The organism is Zemynaea arenosa, assembly GCF_004614185.1.
GTDB classification, from domain to species: Bacteria; Pseudomonadota; Gammaproteobacteria; order Burkholderiales; family Burkholderiaceae_D; genus Telluria; species Telluria arenosa.
This window is the reverse complement of the sequence record NZ_SPVF01000257.1, coordinates 35,680-56,577: the sequence shown is the minus strand read 5'-3', so window position 1 is coordinate 56,577 and position 20,898 is coordinate 35,680. Positions and strand designations below refer to the sequence as shown.

At 64.4% G+C, this 20,898-nt stretch carries 20 protein-coding genes; 7 read left to right on the top strand and 13 right to left on the bottom strand.

Annotation, left to right across the window (positions count from 1 at the left end; translation table 11 throughout):
* From E4L96_RS21125 to flhD, 10 genes are all read right to left on the bottom strand, one after another.
* A partial coding sequence (locus E4L96_RS21125) for a methyl-accepting chemotaxis protein (RefSeq protein WP_135209190.1) occupies positions 1-1,580 on the bottom strand: 1,580 nt, incomplete at its 3' end.
* Positions 1,581-1,660: 80 nt separating this feature from the next.
* Complete coding sequence (locus tag E4L96_RS21120; protein ID WP_135209189.1) at positions 1,661-2,152, bottom strand: chemotaxis protein CheW; 492 nt, start codon at positions 2,150-2,152, stop codon at positions 1,661-1,663.
* A 9-nt stretch (positions 2,153-2,161) separates the two neighbouring features.
* Complete coding sequence (cheA, locus tag E4L96_RS21115; protein WP_135209188.1) at positions 2,162-4,330, bottom strand: chemotaxis protein CheA; 2,169 nt, start codon at positions 4,328-4,330, stop codon at positions 2,162-2,164.
* Between the two features lie 35 nt (positions 4,331-4,365).
* Entirely contained in the window at positions 4,366-4,731 is a 366-nt protein-coding gene (locus E4L96_RS21110) for a response regulator (RefSeq protein WP_135209187.1), read from the bottom strand.
* A gap of 52 nt (positions 4,732-4,783) precedes the next feature.
* Positions 4,784-5,332, bottom strand: a complete 549-nt coding sequence (locus tag E4L96_RS21105; protein WP_135209186.1) for a chemotaxis protein — start codon at positions 5,330-5,332, stop codon at positions 4,784-4,786.
* Between the two features lie 27 nt (positions 5,333-5,359).
* On the bottom strand, positions 5,360-6,298 hold the full coding sequence (gene motB / locus E4L96_RS21100; protein ID WP_135209185.1) for a flagellar motor protein MotB: 939 nt from the start codon (positions 6,296-6,298) through the stop codon (positions 5,360-5,362).
* A 57-nt stretch (positions 6,299-6,355) separates the two neighbouring features.
* Positions 6,356-7,216: a flagellar motor stator protein MotA gene (gene motA, locus E4L96_RS21095; protein WP_135209184.1), complete on the bottom strand. Its 861-nt coding sequence runs from the start codon at positions 7,214-7,216 to the stop codon at positions 6,356-6,358.
* 112 nt (positions 7,217-7,328) lie between these two features.
* Positions 7,329-8,099, bottom strand: a complete 771-nt coding sequence (locus E4L96_RS21090) for a class I SAM-dependent methyltransferase (protein WP_135209183.1) — start codon at positions 8,097-8,099, stop codon at positions 7,329-7,331.
* Positions 8,100-8,142: 43 nt separating this feature from the next.
* Positions 8,143-8,691, bottom strand: coding sequence for a flagellar transcriptional regulator FlhC (flhC, locus tag E4L96_RS21085; protein ID WP_135209182.1), 549 nt, complete (start codon positions 8,689-8,691; stop codon positions 8,143-8,145).
* Positions 8,692-8,760: 69 nt separating this feature from the next.
* A complete protein-coding gene (gene flhD / locus E4L96_RS21080; protein ID WP_135209181.1) occupies positions 8,761-9,078 on the bottom strand; it encodes a flagellar transcriptional regulator FlhD in 318 nt (105 codons plus the stop codon).
* A gap of 555 nt (positions 9,079-9,633) precedes the next feature.
* On the opposite strand from flhD, the gene kynB reads away from it, so the two are divergent.
* Genes kynB through kynA form a run of 3 tightly spaced genes read left to right on the top strand, consistent with a single transcriptional unit; the run spans position 9,634 to position 12,412 of the window.
* The gene (kynB, locus tag E4L96_RS21075; RefSeq protein ID WP_135209180.1) at positions 9,634-10,302 is read left to right on the top strand and encodes an arylformamidase; all 669 of its coding nucleotides are present in this window, start codon (positions 9,634-9,636) and stop codon (positions 10,300-10,302) included.
* 10 nt (positions 10,303-10,312) lie between these two features.
* Positions 10,313-11,551 carry a kynureninase gene (gene kynU / locus E4L96_RS21070; protein ID WP_135209179.1) on the top strand — a complete coding sequence of 413 codons (1,239 nt, stop codon included), beginning with the start codon at positions 10,313-10,315 and terminating at the stop codon, positions 11,549-11,551.
* A gap of 15 nt (positions 11,552-11,566) precedes the next feature.
* Positions 11,567-12,412, top strand: a complete 846-nt coding sequence (gene kynA, locus E4L96_RS21065) for a tryptophan 2,3-dioxygenase (RefSeq protein WP_135209178.1) — start codon at positions 11,567-11,569, stop codon at positions 12,410-12,412.
* Positions 12,413-12,506: 94 nt separating this feature from the next.
* Here kynA and E4L96_RS21060 read toward each other — a convergent pair whose 3' ends face one another.
* From E4L96_RS21060 to E4L96_RS21050, 3 genes are all read right to left on the bottom strand, one after another.
* Positions 12,507-13,193, bottom strand: a complete 687-nt coding sequence (locus E4L96_RS21060) for a glutathione S-transferase family protein (RefSeq protein WP_135209177.1) — start codon at positions 13,191-13,193, stop codon at positions 12,507-12,509.
* Between the two features lie 99 nt (positions 13,194-13,292).
* Positions 13,293-15,206, bottom strand: coding sequence for a molecular chaperone HtpG (gene htpG, locus E4L96_RS21055; protein ID WP_135209176.1), 1,914 nt, complete (start codon positions 15,204-15,206; stop codon positions 13,293-13,295).
* A 57-nt stretch (positions 15,207-15,263) separates the two neighbouring features.
* Positions 15,264-16,805, bottom strand: a complete 1,542-nt coding sequence (locus E4L96_RS21050; protein WP_135209175.1) for an aminotransferase-like domain-containing protein — start codon at positions 16,803-16,805, stop codon at positions 15,264-15,266.
* Between the two features lie 100 nt (positions 16,806-16,905).
* Here E4L96_RS21050 and E4L96_RS21045 point away from each other — a divergent pair, with 100 nt between their 5' ends.
* From E4L96_RS21045 to E4L96_RS21030, 4 genes are all read left to right on the top strand, one after another.
* On the top strand, positions 16,906-17,874 hold the full coding sequence (locus E4L96_RS21045; protein ID WP_135209174.1) for a threonine dehydratase: 969 nt from the start codon (positions 16,906-16,908) through the stop codon (positions 17,872-17,874).
* Between the two features lie 97 nt (positions 17,875-17,971).
* A complete protein-coding gene (locus E4L96_RS21040; RefSeq protein ID WP_229414678.1) occupies positions 17,972-18,967 on the top strand; it encodes a DMT family transporter in 996 nt (331 codons plus the stop codon).
* A gap of 42 nt (positions 18,968-19,009) precedes the next feature.
* Positions 19,010-19,471 (top strand): RidA family protein, encoded by a 462-nt coding sequence (locus tag E4L96_RS21035; RefSeq protein ID WP_135209173.1) that lies wholly within the window; start codon positions 19,010-19,012, stop codon positions 19,469-19,471.
* A gap of 126 nt (positions 19,472-19,597) precedes the next feature.
* The gene (locus E4L96_RS21030; protein WP_135209172.1) at positions 19,598-20,791 is read left to right on the top strand and encodes an aminotransferase-like domain-containing protein; all 1,194 of its coding nucleotides are present in this window, start codon (positions 19,598-19,600) and stop codon (positions 20,789-20,791) included.
* Positions 20,792-20,898 lie beyond the last annotated feature (107 nt).

Here is a 20,898-nt window from a genome sequence, read left to right as displayed (position 1 = left end):
CCGAGGCGCGAAGCGCCACGGCGGGCCAGGTCGTCGCCGGCCAGCTTGAAGATCGAGACCGCGGCGGTCAGCTTCTGCGCCTGGTCCTTCATGCTTTCGGCAGCGGCGGCGGCTTCCTCGACCAGCGCGGCATTCTGCTGGGTCATCTCGTCCATCTGGGTGATGGCGGTGTTGACGCCTTCGATGCCCGAGCTCTGCTCCGCGGTGGCGGCGGTGATCTCGCCCATGATGTCGGCCACCTGGCGGATCGAGGTCACGATCAGCTCCATGGTCTGGCCGGCTTCGTCCACCAGCTTGCCGCCGTTGTCGACCTTCTCGACCGAGTCCGAGATGAGTTCCTTGATCTCCTTGGCCGCCGAGGCGGAACGCTGCGCCAGGTTGCGCACTTCGCTCGCAACCACGGCGAAGCCGCGGCCCTGCTCACCGGCGCGCGCCGCTTCCACGGCCGCATTCAGCGCCAGGATGTTGGTCTGGAAGGCGATGCCGTCGATGACGCCGATGATGTCGACAATCTTGCGGCTCGATTCCTTGATGGAGCCCATGGTGTCCACCACCTGCGAGACCACCATGCCGCCCTTCTCTGCCACCGACGATGCCGACACGGCCAGCTGGTTGGCCTGGCGCGCGTTGTCCGCGTTCTGCTTGACGGTGGAGGTCAGGGTCTCCATCGAACCCGAGGTCTCGCCCAGCGAGCTGGCTTGCGATTCGGTGCGGGCCGACAGGTCGGCATTACCGCGCGCGATTTCTTCCGACGCCACCGAGATGGTCTCGGTGCCGGTGCGCACGTCGGCCACGGTGCGGGCCAGGGAATCGTGCATGTGCTTGAAGGCATCCAGCAGTTCGCTGGTCTCGTCCTTGCCTTCCACGTGGATCACCGAGGTCAGTTCGCCCTCGGCGACCTTCTTGGCCACTTCCACCGCGCCTTGCAGGGGCTGGGTGATCGACTTGGTGATGATGACCGAGGACACCGCGCCCAGGGCCACGGCGGCCAGGCCGATGCAGAGCAGGATCAGCATCAGACGCTTGTCGTCGGCATCCGACTCTGCCAGCAGCGCCTTGGCCGACGCCTGCTCCAGCTCCACCAGCTTGTTCAGCGCGGCCAGCGACTGGGTGTTGAGGGGGTCGATCTTCCCTGCCAGGATCTTGACCGCGCCCTCGGGATTGAATGCCATGATGGAATCGCTGGCTTCCTTGAACGCTGCGCCCACCTCTTTTTCCACAGCCTCCGCGTTAGCGAGGGCCTTCTTTTCCTGCTCGTCGAGGCCCATGGCCTTCAGCCTCGCGATGCTGTCGTCGTAGCGCTTGCGCAGGGCGCTCACGCGCTCCTGCTCCTTCTGCATGGCCGCGACTTCCGACTGCAGCCCGATGTTGCGCATCGCAATGCCGCCTTCCAGCATCAGCGACTTCATCGACGCGACCTGCTGGCTCTTGGCAGTCGCCAGCTCCAGCCCCTTCCGCAGCTCCGTCTTGTTATTGTGGTTGAGGGTGTTGGCCAACACCACCATTGCCATCATGATGAAGAGGATCACGCCAAAGCCGATGGCCAGCCTGGTGCCGATCTTGAAGTCGCGGAGATTCATTTTGGTTCTCTTGTTAACTCGTGTTTTCCGTGTGTGCTGCAGGTGCTGCTGCTCTTGTTCCCGGACCGGCTCTATGTGTATCAGGCGGCCAGCTTTTCCAGGAGGCCCATGTCGGGCGATGCCATCAGGCGGTCGATGTCGATCAGGATCAGCATGCGGTCGTCGATGGTGCCCAGGCCGACCATGTACTGGGTGTCGAACGAGGCGCCCATGTCCGGCGCGGGGCGGATCTGGTCGGCGGTCAGGGTAGTCACGTCGGACACGCTGTCCACCACCATGCCGACCACGCGGCCACTGATGTTCAGGATGATCACGACGGTGAACTGGTCGTAGGTCGGGGTGCCGAGCTTGAACTTGATGCGCATGTCGACCACGGGGATGATGATGCCCCGCAGGTTGATCACGCCCTTGATGAATTCCGGCGCGCTGGCGATGCGGGTCACGGCCTCATAGCCGCGGATCTCCTGCACCTTCAGGATGTCGATTCCGTATTCTTCGGCGCCCAGTTTGAAGGCCAGGAATTCCTTGCCGGCGTCGAGCGCTTCGGCGTGGTCTTTATCGGAGGTGGACATGAGAGTCTCCTATGAGTAAATGGATTCGTCGGCCAGCTGGCGCGAGGAGCGGATCAGCGCCGACACGTCGAGAATGAGGGACACGCCGCCATCGCCCAGGATGGTGGCTCCGGAAATGCCGGCCACCTTGCGGTAGTTCGATTCCAGGTTCTTGACCACCACCTGCTGCTGGCCCACCAGTTCGTCCACGAACAGGCCCGCGCGGCGGCCGTCCGATTCGACGATCACCACGATGCCTTCGGCCGGGTTGGTGTAGCGCGGTTCGATGTCGAACATCTGGTACAGCGGCACCAGCGGCAGGTAGTCGCCGCGCACCTTGAGCACGCGGCCGCGGCCTGCGATCTCCTTGATGTCGTCCGGCGCCGGCTGCAGCGATTCGGCCACGTAGCCCAGCGGGAGGATGTAGATCTCTTCGCCGCAGCGGATCGTCATGCCGTCCAGGATCGCCAGCGTGAGCGGCAGCGAGATGGTGATGGTGGTGCCGAAGCCCTTGGCCGAGCGGATGTCGACAGTGCCGCCCAGCGCCTGGATATTGCGCTTGACGACATCCATGCCCACGCCGCGGCCGGAGACGTCGGTCACCGTTTCGGCGGTCGAGAAGCCGGGCGCGAAGATCAGCTGCCAGACGTCGGCATCGCTCATGCTGTCCGAGACCGCGAGCCCGTTCTGCGCGGCCTTGGCGAGGATCCGTTCGCGGTTCAGACCACCGCCGTCGTCCGACACTTCGATGACGATATGGCCGCCCTGGTGGGAGGCGGACAGGAACAGGCGCCCGGTCTCGGTCTTGCCGGCCGCGCGGCGCGCTTCCGGCATCTCGATGCCGTGGTCGATGGAGTTGCGCACCAGGTGCGTCAAAGGATCGACGATGCGCTCGATCAGGCCCTTGTCCAGTTCCGTGGCGGCGCCGTTGGTGATGAAATCGACCTTCTTCCCGAGCTTGTGCGCCAGGTCGCGCACCATGCGCGGGAAGCGGGAGAACACGAAGTCCATCGGCATCATGCGGATCGACATCACGGCTTCCTGCAGATCGCGCGTGTTGCGGGTCAGCTGGCTGACGGAGTTCAGCAGGCGCTCGTGCAGCACCGGGTCCAGGTTGTTGGAGCGCTGCTCGATCATGGCCTGGGTGATCACCAGTTCGCCCACGAGGTTGATCAGCTGGTCCACCTTTTCGATGGAGACGCGGATCGAGCTCGATTCGGAGGACGGGTTCAGGTGCGAGGTTCCCTTCTCGCCCGGCTTGGCGGCGGCCTTCTTCTCGGCGCCAGTCTCGGTGATCTCCAGCGGCGGCGGGGCCTTGCTGGCCGGCGCCGGCGGCGGAGTGTCCTTGATGCCGGCTTCGGCGCGGATCACGTCGATCGGCTGGAAGAAGCCGTAGCCACGCTCGTCGTCGCTCTTTTCCGGCTCGGCCTCGGGCTCGATCGGATCGAAGAAGCCGTAGCCCAGTTCATCCTCGGCCTTGGCGCGTTCCGCCTTTTCGAGCGCCATCTGCTGGGGCGTGAGCGGCGGCGCTTCGAAGATCTTCAGCTCATCGACATTGAAGATGAAGGAGCAGATCGCGATGATGTCGTCCAGCGACTCGTGCGTGGTGACGGTGACGGCATTGCGCTCGCCCGGCAGCGGCGAGACCGTCACGTGGCCCAGCAGGCCCAGTTCCGCGGCCAGCGCGTTGACGTCGCGGTCCGCCACCTTGGGCAGCTCGATGCGGTAGCGGTGGCCGCCATCGGCGTGCGCCACCACGGGCTTTTCCACCTGCACGAACGATGGGGTCACGTGCTGGGGCGCGTGCACCACGTCTTCCGACAGTTCCTGCAGCATCATGCGCACGTTGGCCACATGGTCCTGGTCCACGGTGCCGTTGCCGCGGTGGCCCTCGAGCTGCATCTTGAGGCTGTCCTTGGCGGCCAGGAAGGCATCGACATGCTGCGCCGTGAGCGCCATCTCGCCCTTGCGGATGCGGTCCAGCAGCGACTCCAGCACGTGGGTCACTTCCGTCATGTCGGTCAGGCCGAACGTGCCCGCGCCGCCCTTCACCGAATGGGCGGTGCGGAAGATCGCGTTCAGGTCTTCCGGGTCGGGCGCTTCCACGTTCACGGCCAGCAGCAGCCGCTCCATTTCAGCCAGCAGTTCCTCGGCCTCGTCGAAGAAGACCTGGTAGAACTGGCTAATGTCGATGCTCATGATGAGACTCCAAGCTCTTTCGTCTGCGCGATGCCTTAGCCGATGACTTTCTTCACGACTTCGATCAGGCGTTGCGGGTCGAACGGCTTGACCAGCCAGCCGTTGGCGCCGGCGGCGCGGCCCTTCTGCTTCATCTCGTCCGAGGACTCGGTGGTCAGCATCAGGATGGGCACCTTCTGGTATGTCGGCAGCGTGCGCAGATTCTTGATCAGCGAGAGGCCGTCCATGCGCGGCATGTTCTGGTCGGTGAGGACCAGGTCCACGGTCTGTACCTTGGCTTTTTCCAGGCCGTCCTGGCCGTCGACCGCCTCGACGACCTGGTAACCCGCTGCCTTGAGGCTGAACGCCACCATCTGGCGCAGGGAACTGGAATCGTCAACCGCGAGAATTGTTTTTGCCATCTGCTTTGCTCCTGCTGTTATGGAATGGGCTTCCTGCGAAGCCCTGCAAAATTTAAAAGAGTTCTACGTCGCCGCTTTCGAGGTGCTGCTGATTCACTGCCTTGCGCAGCACGCTGCGCAGTTCCAGGGACTGGATCGCCAGTGCCATGCTCACCTTCCCCAGCAGATCGACGATCTGTTCGTTGTCGCTTTCATGCGCCAGGTCGTTGCTGTGCGCGCCCAGGGTGCCGAGGAATTCGCGCAGGCCCGTGACGCGCTTGAGCGTGCGGTCGATCAGCTGGCTGGTCATGTCCTGGAACTGCATGCTGGTGATGGCCGCATTTACATGCGTGGTCACCTCGCCGGACATGTCCTCCAGCCGCGCGCACTGCTCGGGCGTGGGCTGTCCGCCCTTCAGCAGCAGGGCAATCGTCTCCTGCTGCGACACCACCGCGGCATTGATCGCCATGAAGGCGGCGGTCAGCTTCTCGACCGCTTCCTCGAGCAGCAATTCGGTTTGCACGAGGTCCGTTTCGACCTCGGTCAGGTGCCTGCGGCCATGGTCCGACACTCCCGACAGCAGCCGCTTGACATGGGAGCCCAGGATCTTCTTTCTGTTCATGTGCCTTCTCCAGTCCTCAACGCCCTGTCATTTCACGGCCGGGGCAGCAGCGGCCGAGGTTTGCGTGGCAGCCGGCGCGTCATCCGGCGCCTGCTCGGCGGCGATGCCATCGCGCGCAACCGCTTCCTCGGTCTTCTTGTTCATTACGATGATGCTGATGCGGCGGTTGACCGGATTGAAAGGATCCTTCCGGTCCAGGTGCGCGGCCGAGGCCAGGCCCACCACGCGCATGATCTTGTTCTCCGCCATCCCGCCGCGCATCAGCTCCCGGCGCGACGCGTTGGCGCGGTCGCTGGACAGCTCCCAGTTGCTGTAGCCCGTATCGGTGGGGTACGGCGTGGAGTCGGTGTGGCCCGAGATGCTGATCTTGTTCGGCACCTCGTTGAGCACCTTGCCGATTTCCTGCAGGATGATGCGGGTGTACGGCTGCAGCTCGGCCTTCGCCAGCGAGAACATCGGCCGGTTCTGTTCATCGACGATCTGCACGCGCAGGCCTTCGCTGGTGATGTCGAGCAGCAGCTGGTTCTTGAATTTCATGAGCAGCGGGTTGGAGTCGATGGTCTGTTCCATCTTCTGCTTGAGCTGCTGGAGGCGCTGCTGCTCTTCCTTCTCCACCAGCGCCTTGGCCGCGCGCAGGTCATAGGTCTTCTTCTGGGGCGTCATGTCGCCCTTCTTCACCTGGCCGGTGCGGCGCGTCAGGTCGGTGCCGCCGCCCTGGATCACCGAGGAGCTGTCACCCGAGCCGGAGCCGCCGGACATCGCCACCTTCAGCGGCGTCTTGAAGAATTCGGAGATGCCGTTCAGGTCCCCCTTGGTGGTCGAACCGAGGAGCCACATGAGCAGGAAGAACGCCATCATCGCCGTCACGAAGTCGGCGTATGCGATCTTCCACGCGCCGCCGTGGTGGCCGCCGCCACCCTTCTTGATGCGTTTGACGATAATCGGTCGCAAGCCCTCGTCGGCCATGGGTCACCCGCTTGTTATTGTGTCAGTGTCGTCGCGCTGGAACGGTTGGGCGCAGGCTTACTTCGCCTTGGCCTTCTTGATGTGCTCTTCCAGCTCCATGAAGGTCGGGCGCTCGGTCGAGTACAGCACCTTGCGGCCGAATTCCACGGCCAGGGCCGGCGCGTAGCCGTTCAGGCTCGCCAGCAGCGTCACCTTCACGCACTGATACATCTTGGCCTCTTCTTCCAGCTTCTGTTCCAGCAGGCTGGCGAGCGGACCGACGAAACCGTAGGCCAGCAGGATGCCGAGGAAGGTACCGACCAGCGCGTGCGCGATCAGCATGCCCAGCTCGGACGGGGGAATGCCGACCGATTCCATGGTGTGCACCACGCCCATCACCGCAGCCACGATACCGAAGGCCGGCAGGCCGTCACCCAGCTTGGCGATGCAGTGCGCGGGCACGGCGCCTTCGTGGTGATGGGTCTCGATCTCGTTGTCCATCAGGTTCTCGATCTGGAACGCGTCCATGTTCCCCGAGACCATCAGGCGCAGGTAGTCGGTCATGAATTCGACGATGTGGTGGTCCTGCAGCACCGCCGGGTACTTCGAGAACAGGGGCGACTCCTCGGGCTTCTCGATGTCGCCTTCGATCGACATCAGGCCTTCCTTGCGGACCTTGGAGAGCACGTCGAACAGCAGCGACATGAGCTCCATGTAGAGATCCTTGGTGAAGCGCGAGCCTTTGAACAGCTTGGGCAGCGCGCCCAGGGTCGCCTTGATGGCCTTGCCGTTGTTGCCGACCAGAAAAGCCCCGGCCGCCGCCCCGCCGATCATGAGCAGTTCCAGCGGTTGGAACAAGGCGGCCAGGTGGCCGCCCGCCATGGCGAAGCCGCCGAACACGGCGCCGCAGACGATCAGATAACCGAGGATGACTAGCAAGGTCTTACCCTATTGTGAAATTTAATTCCGATGGGTAACTACGATAGCGTGACTGCGCATTCGGGGCAAGTAAAACCGCCCGTTCTCATAGGAAAAACAGCGGGGTTGTGGCCTAAAAGTGCCAGACGTGGAGCGCGGGTCCGCGGCCTTTTGGCAGGATGGTAAGAGAAGGTGCTTTTTCAGCTATGTTGAATTCATAACTCAGCAAGATAGCGCCAGATCGCATTTCTTGGGACGCCTTGATCCAGAGCCTGGACATGGCCGCCGGGGACAGATAGGCGAACACCACGTCATAGTGCGCGAAGTTCAGGTGCTCGTAATCGCCGCGGATGAATTTCACATGGCCGCGGGCCGTGACGGCGCGCAGGCGGCTGATGAACCACGGCAGTGGCGCCAGCTCGATGCCGGTGACTGCGCAATCGGGGCGCTGGCGGGCCAGGTGCAGCGCGAGGCCGCCGAGGCCGGAGCCGATGTCGATCACGCGGGCCGGGCGATCGGGGGGCAGCAGCTTCTCAACCTCTTCCCACACGCGCGGGCCAGACGGGTAATACGGCACTTGGGTCCGGAACGTGGACCAGTACAGTACCAGCATGAATAAGAAACACCCCAAGTACAGCCAGGGAGACAGTTCCACCCACTGTGCGCACAGCACCAGTACAGGGAACAGGAACTGGATCGGCCACCACCAGGCGGCCAGGCGGATGCGCCAGGTCAGCGCGGCCGCGAGCACACCCTGGATCAGGGCGGCGGCCGGGTAGCCGGGCGCCAGGCCGGCGCGCGCCAGGGCGAACACCAGCGCCAGCGTCAGCGGGAAGCAGACGGCCTGCACCAGCGCCGCGCGGATCGCGGGGGCGGTCCAGAAACGGCGAAGGGCAGAGCTCATGCCCTGCCCTTCAGGTATCGGGGAGAGAAATCCACGCAGCGAATCAAGCGGCGAGCGCCTCGGCGGCATCCTTGGCGCGCTTGGTCTTGCCCGCGCGGGACGGCATGTGGCACAGGCCGCAGGCGTAGGAGTCGTTCAGGTCCATCGTATTGACGACGAACTTGCCCTGGCATTTGGAGCACGGAGCCACGGTCAGCATCTTGCTCTGGAAGAAGCGCACCAGGGTCCAGGCGCGGGTCAGCGAGAGCAGCGGCTCTTCGCCGGCTTCCGGCGGCATCTGTTCCAGGTACAGCTTGTACGCTTTCATGACCGCCTGGATGCCGGTGGCGCCGGCGTAGTCGACCAGGAATTTGTAGATATTGATGAACAGCGAGGAATGGATGTTCGGCTGCCAGGTCAGGAACCAGTCGGCCGAAAAAGGCAGCATGCCTTTCGGAGGAGAGACGCCCTTCAGTTCCTTGTACAGCTTCAGCAGACGTTCGCGCGACAGCGAGACTTCCGTTTCGAGCAGCTGGAGGCGGGCCCCCAGTTGAATCAGTTCGATGGCCAGCTGGATTTCCTGGGCTTCCGAAACAACGCTCTTCTTGGTCATGATTCGCTCTCCGCTTACGTTACCTGAACACTGACTGCTGACTACCACACCCGGTACTACGAGGATCGTTTAAGCGATCTCTTCGACTGCCTGGCCGGCCATCAGGATGGCGGCGTGCGACTGAGCCAGGGTGCGGTCCTTGCTGTGGCTGGTCAGCATGGAGAGAATTGCGGTGTCATCGAATCGAAATCGGGCCAGCATCATGTTGCCCCCGGCCAGTTTCAGGATCTGGGCGTTGCTCATGCCCTCGATCAGGTCGGCGATCTCTTCGGAGATGCCCAGGCGGAAGATCGCGGTCACTTTGTCGGCGCGGATCATCTGCTGGGCCAGCATCAGGTAGCTCAGGTTCGCGTCGCGGATCTCAGCCATCATGTCATTTGCGGTCATTTTCTCTCTCTCCTCTGTGGATCAACGCCTGAATGCGTTGCCGATGAGAAGCATTGTGACCGTGGGGAAATTTTAGGTGAATAGGTGGACCGCTGTATTTTGGGTCCGCCAATAGATGACGCGACCTGTCGGCGTTTGTCTGACAAACGCTTCCAGATCGCTCTGCCTCCCCTATGAAAACAGGGGTTCCGAGGGTGCCCGCGGAGGGCGCAGATTGTAGGACAACTGCTCCATCAAACTATCTCAAGCTGTCGTCGCATGTACCCTTTACGGCACACTTTTGGGGAACTTTAGGGTTCCGACGAACTTTTTTTTGCTGCTTTTGAATTCGTCTTCGATAAGCTTTACGGCGCCGTTTTCGAGAACTTTAGGGTTCCGGACAAAAATTCTCGATTTTTTTTGGGGCGGAGTACTGCGCTATCGAGAAGGGTAACGGCGGGGTTTTCGAGAACTTTAGGGTCTGGCGAAAAAATTTTTGAAAAAAACCTAAAAAAGTTCTCCCGGCTGTAAACTGCGCCTCTCGTCGCTCAAGACGCATAGACAAGCTTGCTCATCATGCAACGTAAAATCCTCTGGGATATCAGCCCCACGATCTCGGCTGGCATACCGGTCTGGCCCGGCGACACCCCTTTCCAGGCGGCGGCCACCTGGGAAATCAAGGATGGCTGCCCGGTTCACGTCAGCCGCATGACGATGACCACCCACCTCGGCGCGCACACCGACGCCCCCTGTCATTACGATCCCAGCGGCGCGGCGATCGACCAGGTCGATCTGTACCGGTACATCGGGCCGTGCCGTGTGGTCCACTGTATTGGGACTGCACTGGTCCAGCCGGAGCACTTCACCGGCAAACTGGATGGCGTGCCGGCTCGCGTGATCGTACGTACTTACGAGCGCGCACCGCAGCAGGACTGGGACGCGGCCTTCCCCGCCATCGCCCCTGCCACCATCGCCCTTTTGGCCTCCCGCGGCGTCCAGCTGATCGGCACTGACGCCGCCTCGCTGGATCCACAGGACTCCAAGACCCTGGACGCCCACCACGCCGTCCGTACACACGGCATGTCCATCTTGGAGGGCGTGGTGCTGGACGACGTGCCCGAAGGCGACTACGAACTGGTCGCCCTCCCCCTCAAACTGGCCGGCCTGGATGCCAGCCCGGTGCGCGCCATCCTGCGCGCCCTGTCCGCATCCAACGCCGGCCCCGCCGCCAAGGACTCCGCATGAAGGATCACCCATGACTATGCGCCAGGACTGCCTCGCCCTCGATGCCGCCGATCCGCTGGCGCCTCTGCGCCGCGAATTCGCCCTGCCGGAAGGCGTCATCTACCTGGACGGCAACTCGCTCGGCGCCCGCCCGGTCAAGTCGCTCGAACGCGCCCAGGCCGTGATCGCGGCCGAATGGGGCCGGGACCTGATCACCAGCTGGAACACCGCCGGCTGGTTCGAAATGCCGCGCCGCCTCGGCAACCTGCTCGCCCCCCTCGTCGGCGCCCAGGAGAACGAGGTCGTGGTGACGGACACCACCTCGATCAACCTGTTCAAGGCCCTCGCCGCCGCCCTCTATCTCCAGAAGAACACGCCGCGCAAGGTCATCGTCACGGAACGCAGCAACTTCCCGACCGATATCTATATGGCGGAAGGCCTGACCTCCTGGCTGGACCGCGGCTACAGCCTGCGCCTGGTGGACAGCGTGGACGAACTGCCCGCCGCCATCGGCGAAGACTGCGCGGTGCTCATGCTCACCCACGTGAACTACCGGACCGGCTACCAGCACGACATGGCCGCCGTGACCGCGCTGGCCCATGCGCGCGGCGCGGTCACCGTATGGGACCTCGCGCATTCAGCCGGCGCCGTCCCGGTCGACCTGCACGCGGCGCAGGCCGACTTCGCGGTGGGCTGTACCTATAAATATCTCAACGGCGGGCCCGGATCGCCGGCTTTCATCTGGGTCCCGTGCCGCCACCAGGAAGCGTTCCGCCATCCGCTCTCCGGCTGGTGGAGCCACGCATCCCCGTTCGACATGGCGCCCGCGTTCGCGCCCTGCTCCGGCATCGGCCGCGCGCTGTGCGGCACCCAGCCCGTAGTGTCGCTGGCCCTGGTCGAATGCGGCCTGGAGATATTCTCGCGCACCAGCATGGAAGCCATTCGCCGGAAGTCGCTGGCATTGACCGACCTGTTCATCGCACTGCTGGAACAGCGCTGCGCGCACCACCCACTGGGCCTCGTCACGCCGCGCGAACACGCGCGCCGCGGCAGCCAGGTGAGCGTCACGCACCCGCATGGCTATGCTGTCATGCAGGCCCTGATCGCGCGCGGCGTGATCGGCGATTACCGCGAACCGCAGATCATGCGCTTTGGCTTTACGCCGCTGTACACCAGCTATGCCGATGTGTGGGACGCGGTGGAGATCCTGCGCCAGATCCTCGACGACCAGGCGTATGACGTAAACGCTCAGCGCAGTGCAGTCACCTGATATATAGAGAACAGCATGAATGACAATGACAAGAAGGACGGCAGCTCCTGGCACGGAGCGCAAATGGACTTCAGCAAAGCCATGAGCTATGGCGACTACCTGGGCCTGAACCAGATCCTCAACGCCCAGCACCCGCTCTCGCCGAACCATAACGAGATGCTCTTCATCATCCAGCACCAGACCTCGGAGCTGTGGATGAAGCTCATGCTGCATGAGATGCAGGCGGTGCGCGCGCATATCCGCAGCGGCGAGCTGGAACCGGCCTTCAAGATGCTGGCCCGGGTCGCGCGCATCATGGATCAGCTGGTGCATGCGTGGGACGTGCTGGCGACCATGACGCCGCCCGAGTACACGGCCATCCGCCCCTACCTCGGCGCCTCGTCCGGGTTCCAGTCCTACCAGTACCGCGAGCTGGAATTCATCCTCGGGAACAAGAACGCCAAGCTGCTGTCCGTGCACGAGACGCTGCCGCAGGCGCACGAAATCCTCAAGCGCGAACTGCACACGCCTTCGGTGTACGATGAATCGGTGATGCTGCTGGCCCGCAGCGGCTTCGCCATCGCGCCCGCGCGCCTGAACGCCGACTGGACTTTGCCGACCCAGGCCGACGAATCGGTCAAGACCGCGTGGCTGGGCGTGTACCAGGACCCCGAGAAGCACTGGGCTCTCTACGAGCTGGCCGAGAAGCTGGTGGACCTGGAAACAGCTTTCCGCTTCTGGCGCTTCCGCCATGTGACCACGGTGGAGCGCATCATCGGTTTCAAGACCGGCACTGGCGGCACGGCTGGCGTCAGCTACCTGCGCAAGATGCTGGACGTGGTGCTGTTCCCCGAACTGTTCGCCCTGCGCACCGAACTCTGACACGCTTCCCGCGCTGCGGCACGCATGGACGGTGCGCGCAGCAGCGCTTGCGGCATGACGCGGCGCGCCGCGCACGGCATACGCCGGCCCGGCACTAGGCCGTGCGCCGGAAATCCGCCGTCCATTCTCCCGCCGCGCGGGCCTCGGCTTCGTGCGGCTCGTCGCGTGCCGTCTCTTGCAGCGCGGCGGCATACCATTCCTGCATCGGCACCAGCTCGCGCAGACGCGCCGCATACGCGAGCGCGCGCCCGGATAGCGGAATACCGTAGGTCTGCACGCGGAATGCCACCGGTGCAAAGAACGCATCGACCGCGCTGAAGGTCTCACCCGCCAGGAACGGACCGCCGAAACACTCCAGCCCTTCGGTCCAGAGTTCATCGAGGCGATCGAACTCGCGCCGCAGCGCCGGCGAAATCGCCTTGAGCGCCACGCGGATCCCGCAATTCATGGTGCACACATCGCGCAAGGTGAAGAAGCCAGAGTGCATCTCGGCCGCCGCACTGCGCGCCCAGGCCCGCGCCGCACGCTCCCGTGGCCAGACTTGCGGATAGTCCTCGGCCACGTATTCGACGATGGCCAGCGAGTCCCACACCAGCGTGTCCTCGTCCCGCAGGCACGGCACCTTGGCCGCACCCGACACCGCGCGCAGCTGCACCTGCGTGTCCTGCTGGCCGAACAGGATGGTGTGCTCAGTGAACGGAATGCCCAGCTCCCGCAGCAGCACCCATGGCCGCAGCGACCAGGACGAGTAGTTCTTGTTGGCGATGTACAGTTCCAGCATGGCGCGCTCCGATCAAGGTGGGCAGGAGCCGGACAGGATACAAAAAAATCCGGCACCGCGTTGCCACGGGCCGGATTTTTAAGGAGAAGCGGAAAAGGGTTACTTCGCCAGCAGCATCTCGTTCAGGCGCTTGACGAAGGCCGCCGGGTCGCTCAGCGAACCGCCTTCGGCCAGCATCGCCTGGTCGAACAGGATATGAGACCAATCCGCGAACTGCGGGCTGTCCGCGTTCTCGTACTTCAGGCGCGTCACCAGCGGGTGCGACGGGTTGATCTCCAGGATCGGCTTCGACTCCGGTGCATTCTGGCCCGCAGCCTTCAGCATGCGCACCAGGTGGCCCGACAGCTCGTTCTCGTCCGCCACCAGGCAGGCCGGCGAATCGGTCAGGCGGAAGGTCACGCGCACGTCCTTGGCTTTGTCGGCCAGCGCCGTCTTCATCTTCTCGACCAGGTCCTTGTAGTCGGATTCGGTCTTCTCGTGCTCCTGCTTCTCGGCTTCGTCTTCCAGCTTGCCGAGATCCAGGCCACCCTTGGCGATCGAGACCAGCTCCTTGCCTTCGAACTCGGTCAGGAAGGACACCATCCACTCGTCCACGCGGTCCGTCAGCAGCAGGACTTCCACGCCCTTCTTGCGGAAGATCTCCAGGTGCGGGCTGTTCTTCGCAGCCTGGAAGGTGTCGGCGGTGACGTAGTAGATCTTGTCCTGGCCTTCCTTCATGCGGCCCATGTAGTCGGCCAGCGAGACGGTCTGCGCGTCGCTGTCACCGTGGGTCGACGCAAAGCGCAGCAGCTTGGCGATCCGGTCCTTGTTGGTCGCGTCCTCGCCGATGCCTTCCTTCAGCACCTGGCCGAACTCCTGCCAGAAGGTAGTGTACTTATCCTTCTTGTCCTGCTCCTCGGCGTTCGCCAGGTCTTCCAGCATCCCCAGCACGCGCTTGGTCGAGCCTTCGCGGATGGCGCGCACGTCACGCGACTCCTGCAGGATCTCGCGCGAGACGTTCAGCGGCAGGTCGTTCGAATCGATCACGCCCTTGATGAAGCGGAGGTAGGTCGGCATCAGCTGCTCGGCATCGTCCATGATGAAGACGCGCTTCACATACAGCTTGATGCCACCGCGCTTGTTGCGGTCCCACAGGTCGAACGGCGCGTGCGACGGCACGTACAGCAGCTGGGTGTACTCGCTGCGGCCTTCCACCCGGTTGTGGGTGTAGGTCAGCGGCGCGCTGAAGTCGTGCGAGACGTGCTTGTAGAACTCTTCATACTGCTCCGGCGTGATCTCGGACTTGGAACGGGCCCACAGCGCGCTGGCCTGGTTGATGGTCTCCCATTCGTCCTTGACCACGGTTTCCTTCTTCTCTTCGTCCCACTCTTCCTTCTGCATCTGGATCGGGATGGAGATGTGGTCCGAGTACTTGCGAATGATGGACTTGAGCTTCCAGGACGAGAGGAATTCATCCTCGCCTTCGCGCAGGTGCAGGATGATGTCGGTGCCGCGGTTCGGCTTGTCGATCTGCTCGACGCTGAAATCGCCCTCGCCGGCCGACTCCCAGCGCACGCCTTCGGCTGCGTCCAGGCCCGCGCGGCGGGTCTCGACGGTGATGCGGTCGGCCACGATGAAGCCCGAGTAGAAGCCCACGCCGAACTGGCCGATGAGAGCCGCGTCGGCCTGCTGGTCACCCGAGAGCTTGCCGAAGAATTCCTTGGTGCCCGACTTGGCGATGGTGCCGAGGTGGGACACTGCCTCGTCCCGGCTCATGCCGATGCCGTTGTCCGAGATGGTGATGGTGCGCGCGGCCTTGTCGAAGGTGACCTTGATCTTCAGTTCATGGTCGTTGCCGTACAGGGCGTCGTTATTGATTGCTTCGAAGCGCAGCTTGTCCGAGGCGTCGGACGCATTCGAGATCAGCTCGCGCAGGAAAATCTCCTTGTTGGAGTACAAGGAGTGAATCATCAGCTGGAGCAGCTGTTTGACTTCAGCCTGAAAGCCAAGGGTTTCTTTTTCGGCGACTGCCATGTTATTCCTCGTTTTAAAACTGGTGGGGGTTTATGGAACCGTTCCCCGATATGGGGCTTACAAAACGGATTTCAAGACCTGCATCTGCGCGTGGCGCTCACCCAGCTCCCGCTCCAGGAAGCGCCACGGGGCGGCGTCCTGCATCGCGGCCACGTTCAGGCGCATCATGGTGGACGGCAGCTGGTGGGGCGAGAACAGCGAGCCGGGAGCCAGCAGCAAGCCCTCGGCCATGGCGCGCTCGGTGAGGGCATTGGTGTCGCGGCCCGTGTCCACCCACAGGAACATGCCGGCGGGCGGCGCTACCTCGACCCGCATGCCGAGGCGCTCGACCTGGCGGATCGTACGTACACGCACCTCATCCAGGCGCGCGCGGATGCGGTCCGCGTGCTTGCGGTACAGACCCTCCGACAGGATCTTGTAGACCACCCGCTCGCCGATCTCGCTGGTGGTGAGCGTGGCCAGCATCTTGCGGTCGGCGAGGCGGCGCGCCCATTCAGCCGAGGTGGCGATGAAGCCGACCCGCAGGTTGGCGGACAGGGACTTGGAAAAGCCGCTCAGGTAGATCACGCGGCGCAGCTGGTCCAGCGCAGCCAGGCGGGTCGCCGCCTGCACGGCGCCGCCGGGGTGCAGGTCGCAGTAAATATCGTCTTCCACGATGGTAAAGCCGTGTTCCTCCGCCAGCCGCAGGACCTGAAACGCCTTGGCCGCGGAGAGCGACGACGACGTTGGGTTGTGCAGCACCGAGTTGATGATGAAGAGGCGCGGCTTGTGCACCGCCGCCAGCTGGGCGAGGCGGTCGATGTCAGGGCCGTCCGGCAGGCGCGGAATGCCAACCACGTTCAGGCCCATGGCGGCGAAGGACCCAAACATCAGGAACCAGGCCGGGTCGTCCACGAACACGGTGTCGCCCGGCCGGGTGAACTCGCGCGCGACCAGGTCCAGCGCCTGGGTCACGCCGACGGTGGTGACGATGTTCTCGGGTGGCGCATCGATCTCCAGTTCCGCGAGCTTGAGCTGGAGCTGCTGGCGCAGGGGCAGGAAGCCTTGCGGGGCGCCGTAGTTCAGCAGCACCGAGGGGTTCTGGCGGCTGACGGCGCGCAGCGCATTGGCGACGGCCGGGCCATCGAGCCATTCGGCGGGCAGCACGCCCGATCCCGGCGCGGCCTGCAGCGGGGATTGGCGGAACATGTTCCGCACCAGCCAGACCACGTCCAGCTTCTGGTGGGCCGCCGCTCCGGTCTCCGCCAGCGCGACGCCGGCATCGGCATTGAGCCGCCCGTGGCCGTTCAGCGGCGAGCGTTCGCGCACGAAGAAGCCTGCGCCGCGGCGCGATTCCAGGTAGCCCTGTGCGACCAGCTTGTCGTAGCTGGCGACCACCGTGAAGCAGGACACGCCATGGGTGGTGGCGAACTGCCGGATCGACGGCATGCGCGCGCCGCTGCGCAGCAGCTTGTCGTCGATGCGCATGGCGACCGAGCGCACGATCTGGTCGATCAGCGATTCGCCGGTTTCACGAGACAGCAAAGGCGCCATCGGCGCGGGCGTGGCCTTGCCGCGCCCGGCGCGGCGGACTGCGGGGTGGGGGCGTGTATTGGTCATTTTACCGGCACAGTATTCAAAACTGTTTGAAAAAGTGTACTGGGACTGTACTGGGCTTTTTGTCTAGGATACACCGTGACACCATGCAAAGGAACAGCCCATGTATTTGCCCACCCTGGAAGAACTGGAAAGCGCTGCCGAGATCGTCTACCGCGCCATGCCGCCGACGCCGCAGTACCAATGGCCGCTGCTGAATGCGGCGCTGGGGGCGCGCGCCTGGGTCAAGCATGAAAATCACACGCCGCTGGGGGCGTTCAAGGCGCGCGGCGGCCCAGTCTATATGGAGCGTTTGCTCAAGCGCTTGCCTTCGCTCAAAGGGGTGATCGCGGCGACACGGGGCAATCACGGGCAGTCGGTGGCGTTCTCGGCGCGCCAGTACGGGCTGCCGGCGACCATCGTGGTCCCGCACGGGAACAGCGTGGAGAAGAACGCGGCCATGCAGGCCCTGGGGGCGACGCTGATCGAGCAGGGGACGGAGTTCCAGGAGGCCCGGGAGCACGCACGAATGCTGGCAGAGCGGGATGGGCTGCACATGGTGCCGTCGTGGCACCCGGACCTGGTGGCCGGGGTGGCCAGCGGGTGGCTGGAGCTGTTCCGCGCCCAGCCGGAGCTGGATCTGGTGCTGGTGCCGATTGGGCAAGGGTCGGGGATCTGTGCGGCCATCGCGGCGCGCCATGCGCTGGGGCTCAGGACGCGCATCGTGGGCGTGGTATCCGCGCATGCGCCCGCGTACCGGCTGTCGTTCGAGGCCGGGCATGCGGTGGAGGCGCCGGTCAGCACCGTGCTGGCCGACGGGGTGGCGTGCCGGGTGCCGGATGCGCAATCGCTGCCGATGATTCTCGAATGCGTGGACGACATTGTGACGGTGACGGACGACGAGGTGGCGCGGGCCATGCGCATGTACTTCCGCGCGACGCACAATGTGGCCGAAGGCGCGGGCGCGGCGGCGCTGGCGGCGGCCATGAAGCTGCGCGCGACCCCGCTGATCGCCGGCCGCACCATCGGCCTGCCACTCAGCGGCGGCAACGTCGATGCGCCTCTCTTCCGCCGCGTGCTGGAGGGCGACTGATATGCCGCGCCTGCAGAACGATGTCCGCAGTGAGACAACCGGACGGACCGGCCCGCACGGCACGCCATCCCTCGCCCCGACGGAGGCGGCTGGCGCCATGGCATGCCGCGCGCCGGCGGCCGCTGGCAGCGCGCGCCGCGCGGAGAACCGCGGCATGCTGCTCGGCTTCGTCGGCGTGGCCATGTTCAGCCTCACTCTTCCGTTCACCCGCATGGCCGTCGCCGACCTCGACCCCGTGTTTGTGGCCCTCGGCCGCGCCCTGGTGGCCGCTGTGCTGGGCGCGCTCTGGCTGCTCTGGCAGCGCGCGCCACTGCCGAAACGGGATGACATCAAACCGCTGGCCTGGGTCGCGGGCGGCTGCATCCTTGGCTTCCCCCTGCTGACGTCGATCGCCCTGCGCCACGTCCCCGCCTCGCACGGCGCGGTCCTGATCGGCATCCTGCCGCTGGCCACCGCCGCCATCTCCGCCCTGCGCGGCAACGACAAGCCCTCGCCCGGCTTCTGGCTGGCCGCCTGCACCGGCTCGGCCATCGTCATTGGCTATGCCCTGCGCCAGAGCGGCGGTCACTTTGCGCTCGCCGACCTGATGCTGCTGGCCGCCGTGCTCTGCGCCGCCGCTGGCTACGCGGAAGGCGGCAAGCTTTCGCAAACGATGGGCGGCGAAGCCACCATCTGCTGGGCCCTGTTGCTGGCCGTACCGGTACTGTTGCCCCTACTGTACTGGTACACCTTCACGCACAGTACCGGTACAGCCACCGCTGGTGGACCGGCCTGGATCGGCTTTGCCTACGTCTCCGCGATCTCGATGTTCATCGGCTTCTTCTTCTGGTACCGCGGCCTGGCCCTGGGCGGGATTGCGCGGGTCGGCCAGGTCCAGCTGCTGCAGCCCGTGCTCACCCTGTTCGGCGCTGCCGCCCTGCTGGGCGAGCCCCTGCGCCTCTCCAACCTGCTGTTCGCCGGCGCCGTGATCGCCGTGGTGGCCGTCGGCCGCCGCATGCGCGTGGCCCGCCCGGCCGCCCCACCGGCAGCGGAGGAACGCGACCCTCACGCGGAAATGTACGCGCCAGAAAGCTTTGCGGGACAGGTAAAATAGCGGTCTGACCATATACCCATCCAACCAACCTGGAACCAGACCATGTCCGTCTACGACAAACTGAAAGCCCTGAACATCACCCTGGCCGCGCCGGCCACCCCGGCCGCCGCCTACGTCATGTATGTCCAGACCGGGAACCTCGTGTTCATCTCGGGCCACATCGCCAAGAAGCCGGACGGCCAGCCGTGGACGGGCCAGCTGGGCAAGAACATCAGCCTGGAAGAAGGCCAGCAGGCCGCGCGCTCGATCGCCATCGACCTGATCGGCACCCTGCAGGAAGCCGCCGGCGGCGACCTGAATAAAGTGAAGCGCATCGTCAAGGTCATGAGTTTGGTGAACTCCACCCCGGACTTCACCGACCAGCACCTGGTGACCAACGGCTGCTCGGAACTGATCGGCGAAGTGTTCGGCGCCGCCGGCAAGCACGCGCGCTCGGCCTTCGGAGTGGCGCAGATCCCGCGCGGCGCCTGCGTCGAGATCGAACTGATCGCCGAACTGGCCTAATATAGAAGAACCCAAGCATTCGGGCGCAGCCTACCCGGCGGCGCCTCCCACGGCCCGCCACAAGCGGACTGCGAACCAACGGCCCGCCGCCTAGAGACCACAGCGGACCCACACAGTGAGACAGCAATGAAAATCGAAAATCCCAATCCCATCGAGTGGCGCTTCTCGGAGCGCGCCCAGCAGCTGCAAAGCTCGTTCATCCGCGAGATCCTGAAGATCACCCAGCGTCCCGAGATCATCTCGTTCGCGGGCGGCCTGCCGTCGCCGGCCACCTTCCCGGTCGAGCGCATGAAGCAGGCCTACGACACCGTGCTGACCAGCGCTGGCAAGGTCGCCCTGCAGTACGGCCCGACCGACGGCTTCCCGCCGCTGCGCGAATGGATTGCGAACCAGCTGTCGCAGAACGGCGCCAAGATCGTGCCCGAGCAGATCCTGATGACCTCCGGTTCGCAGCAAGCCCTGGACCTGCTGGGCAAGGTGCTGATCGATGAAGGCAGCCGCGTGCTGGTGGAGACCCCGTCTTACCTGGGCGCGCTGCAGGCGTTCTCGGTGTACCGCCCCGAATTCAAATCCGTGCAGACCGACGACCATGGCTTGGTGCCGAAGTCGATCGATGCCGTGGCCGAAGGCGCGCGCCTGCTGTACTCCCTGCCGAACTTCCAGAACCCGACCGGCCGCTCGTTGTCCGTCGAGCGCCGCGTGGAGCTGGTCGAGACCTGCGCCCGCCTCGGCCTGCCGCTGATCGAGGACGATCCGTACGGCGCCCTGAGCTACAAGGGCGAGCCGATGCCGAAGATGGTCGCCATGAACCCGGACGGTGTGATCTACATGGGCTCCTTCTCCAAGGTGCTGACCCCGGGCATCCGCCTCGGTTACGTGTGCGCGCCGCTGCCGCTGGTGCGCCGCCTGGAGCTGGCCAAGCAGGCCGCCGACCTGCACACCGCACAGCTGACCCAGATGGTGGTGCACGACGTGGTCAAGGACGGCTTCCTGGACCAGCACATCCCGACCATCCGCGAGCTGTATGGCAACCAGTGCCAGGCGATGCTGGACGCGCTGACCGAGCACTTCCCGAGCGAAGCCCACTGGACCCGTCCGGAAGGCGGCATGTTCATCTGGGTTACGCTGCCAAAGCAGATCAATGCCATGACGCTGCTGGACCAGGCGATTGCCGCCAAGGTCGCCTTTGTCCCGGGCGCGCCGTTCTACGCCAACGAGGCGGAAACCAACACCCTGCGCCTGTCCTTTGTGACGGTGCCACCGGAGCGTATTCGTGAAGGCATTGCGATTCTTGGTCAACTGATCAAGGCGATGCTGTAAGACCCGTCCTACATCCTCCGAAAAGCCGGCCACCGCAAGGTGCGCCGGCTTTTTTATTTCCAAGTGACATTTCCACGTCGCAACGTGTTGTTTCCCAACGGATTTTT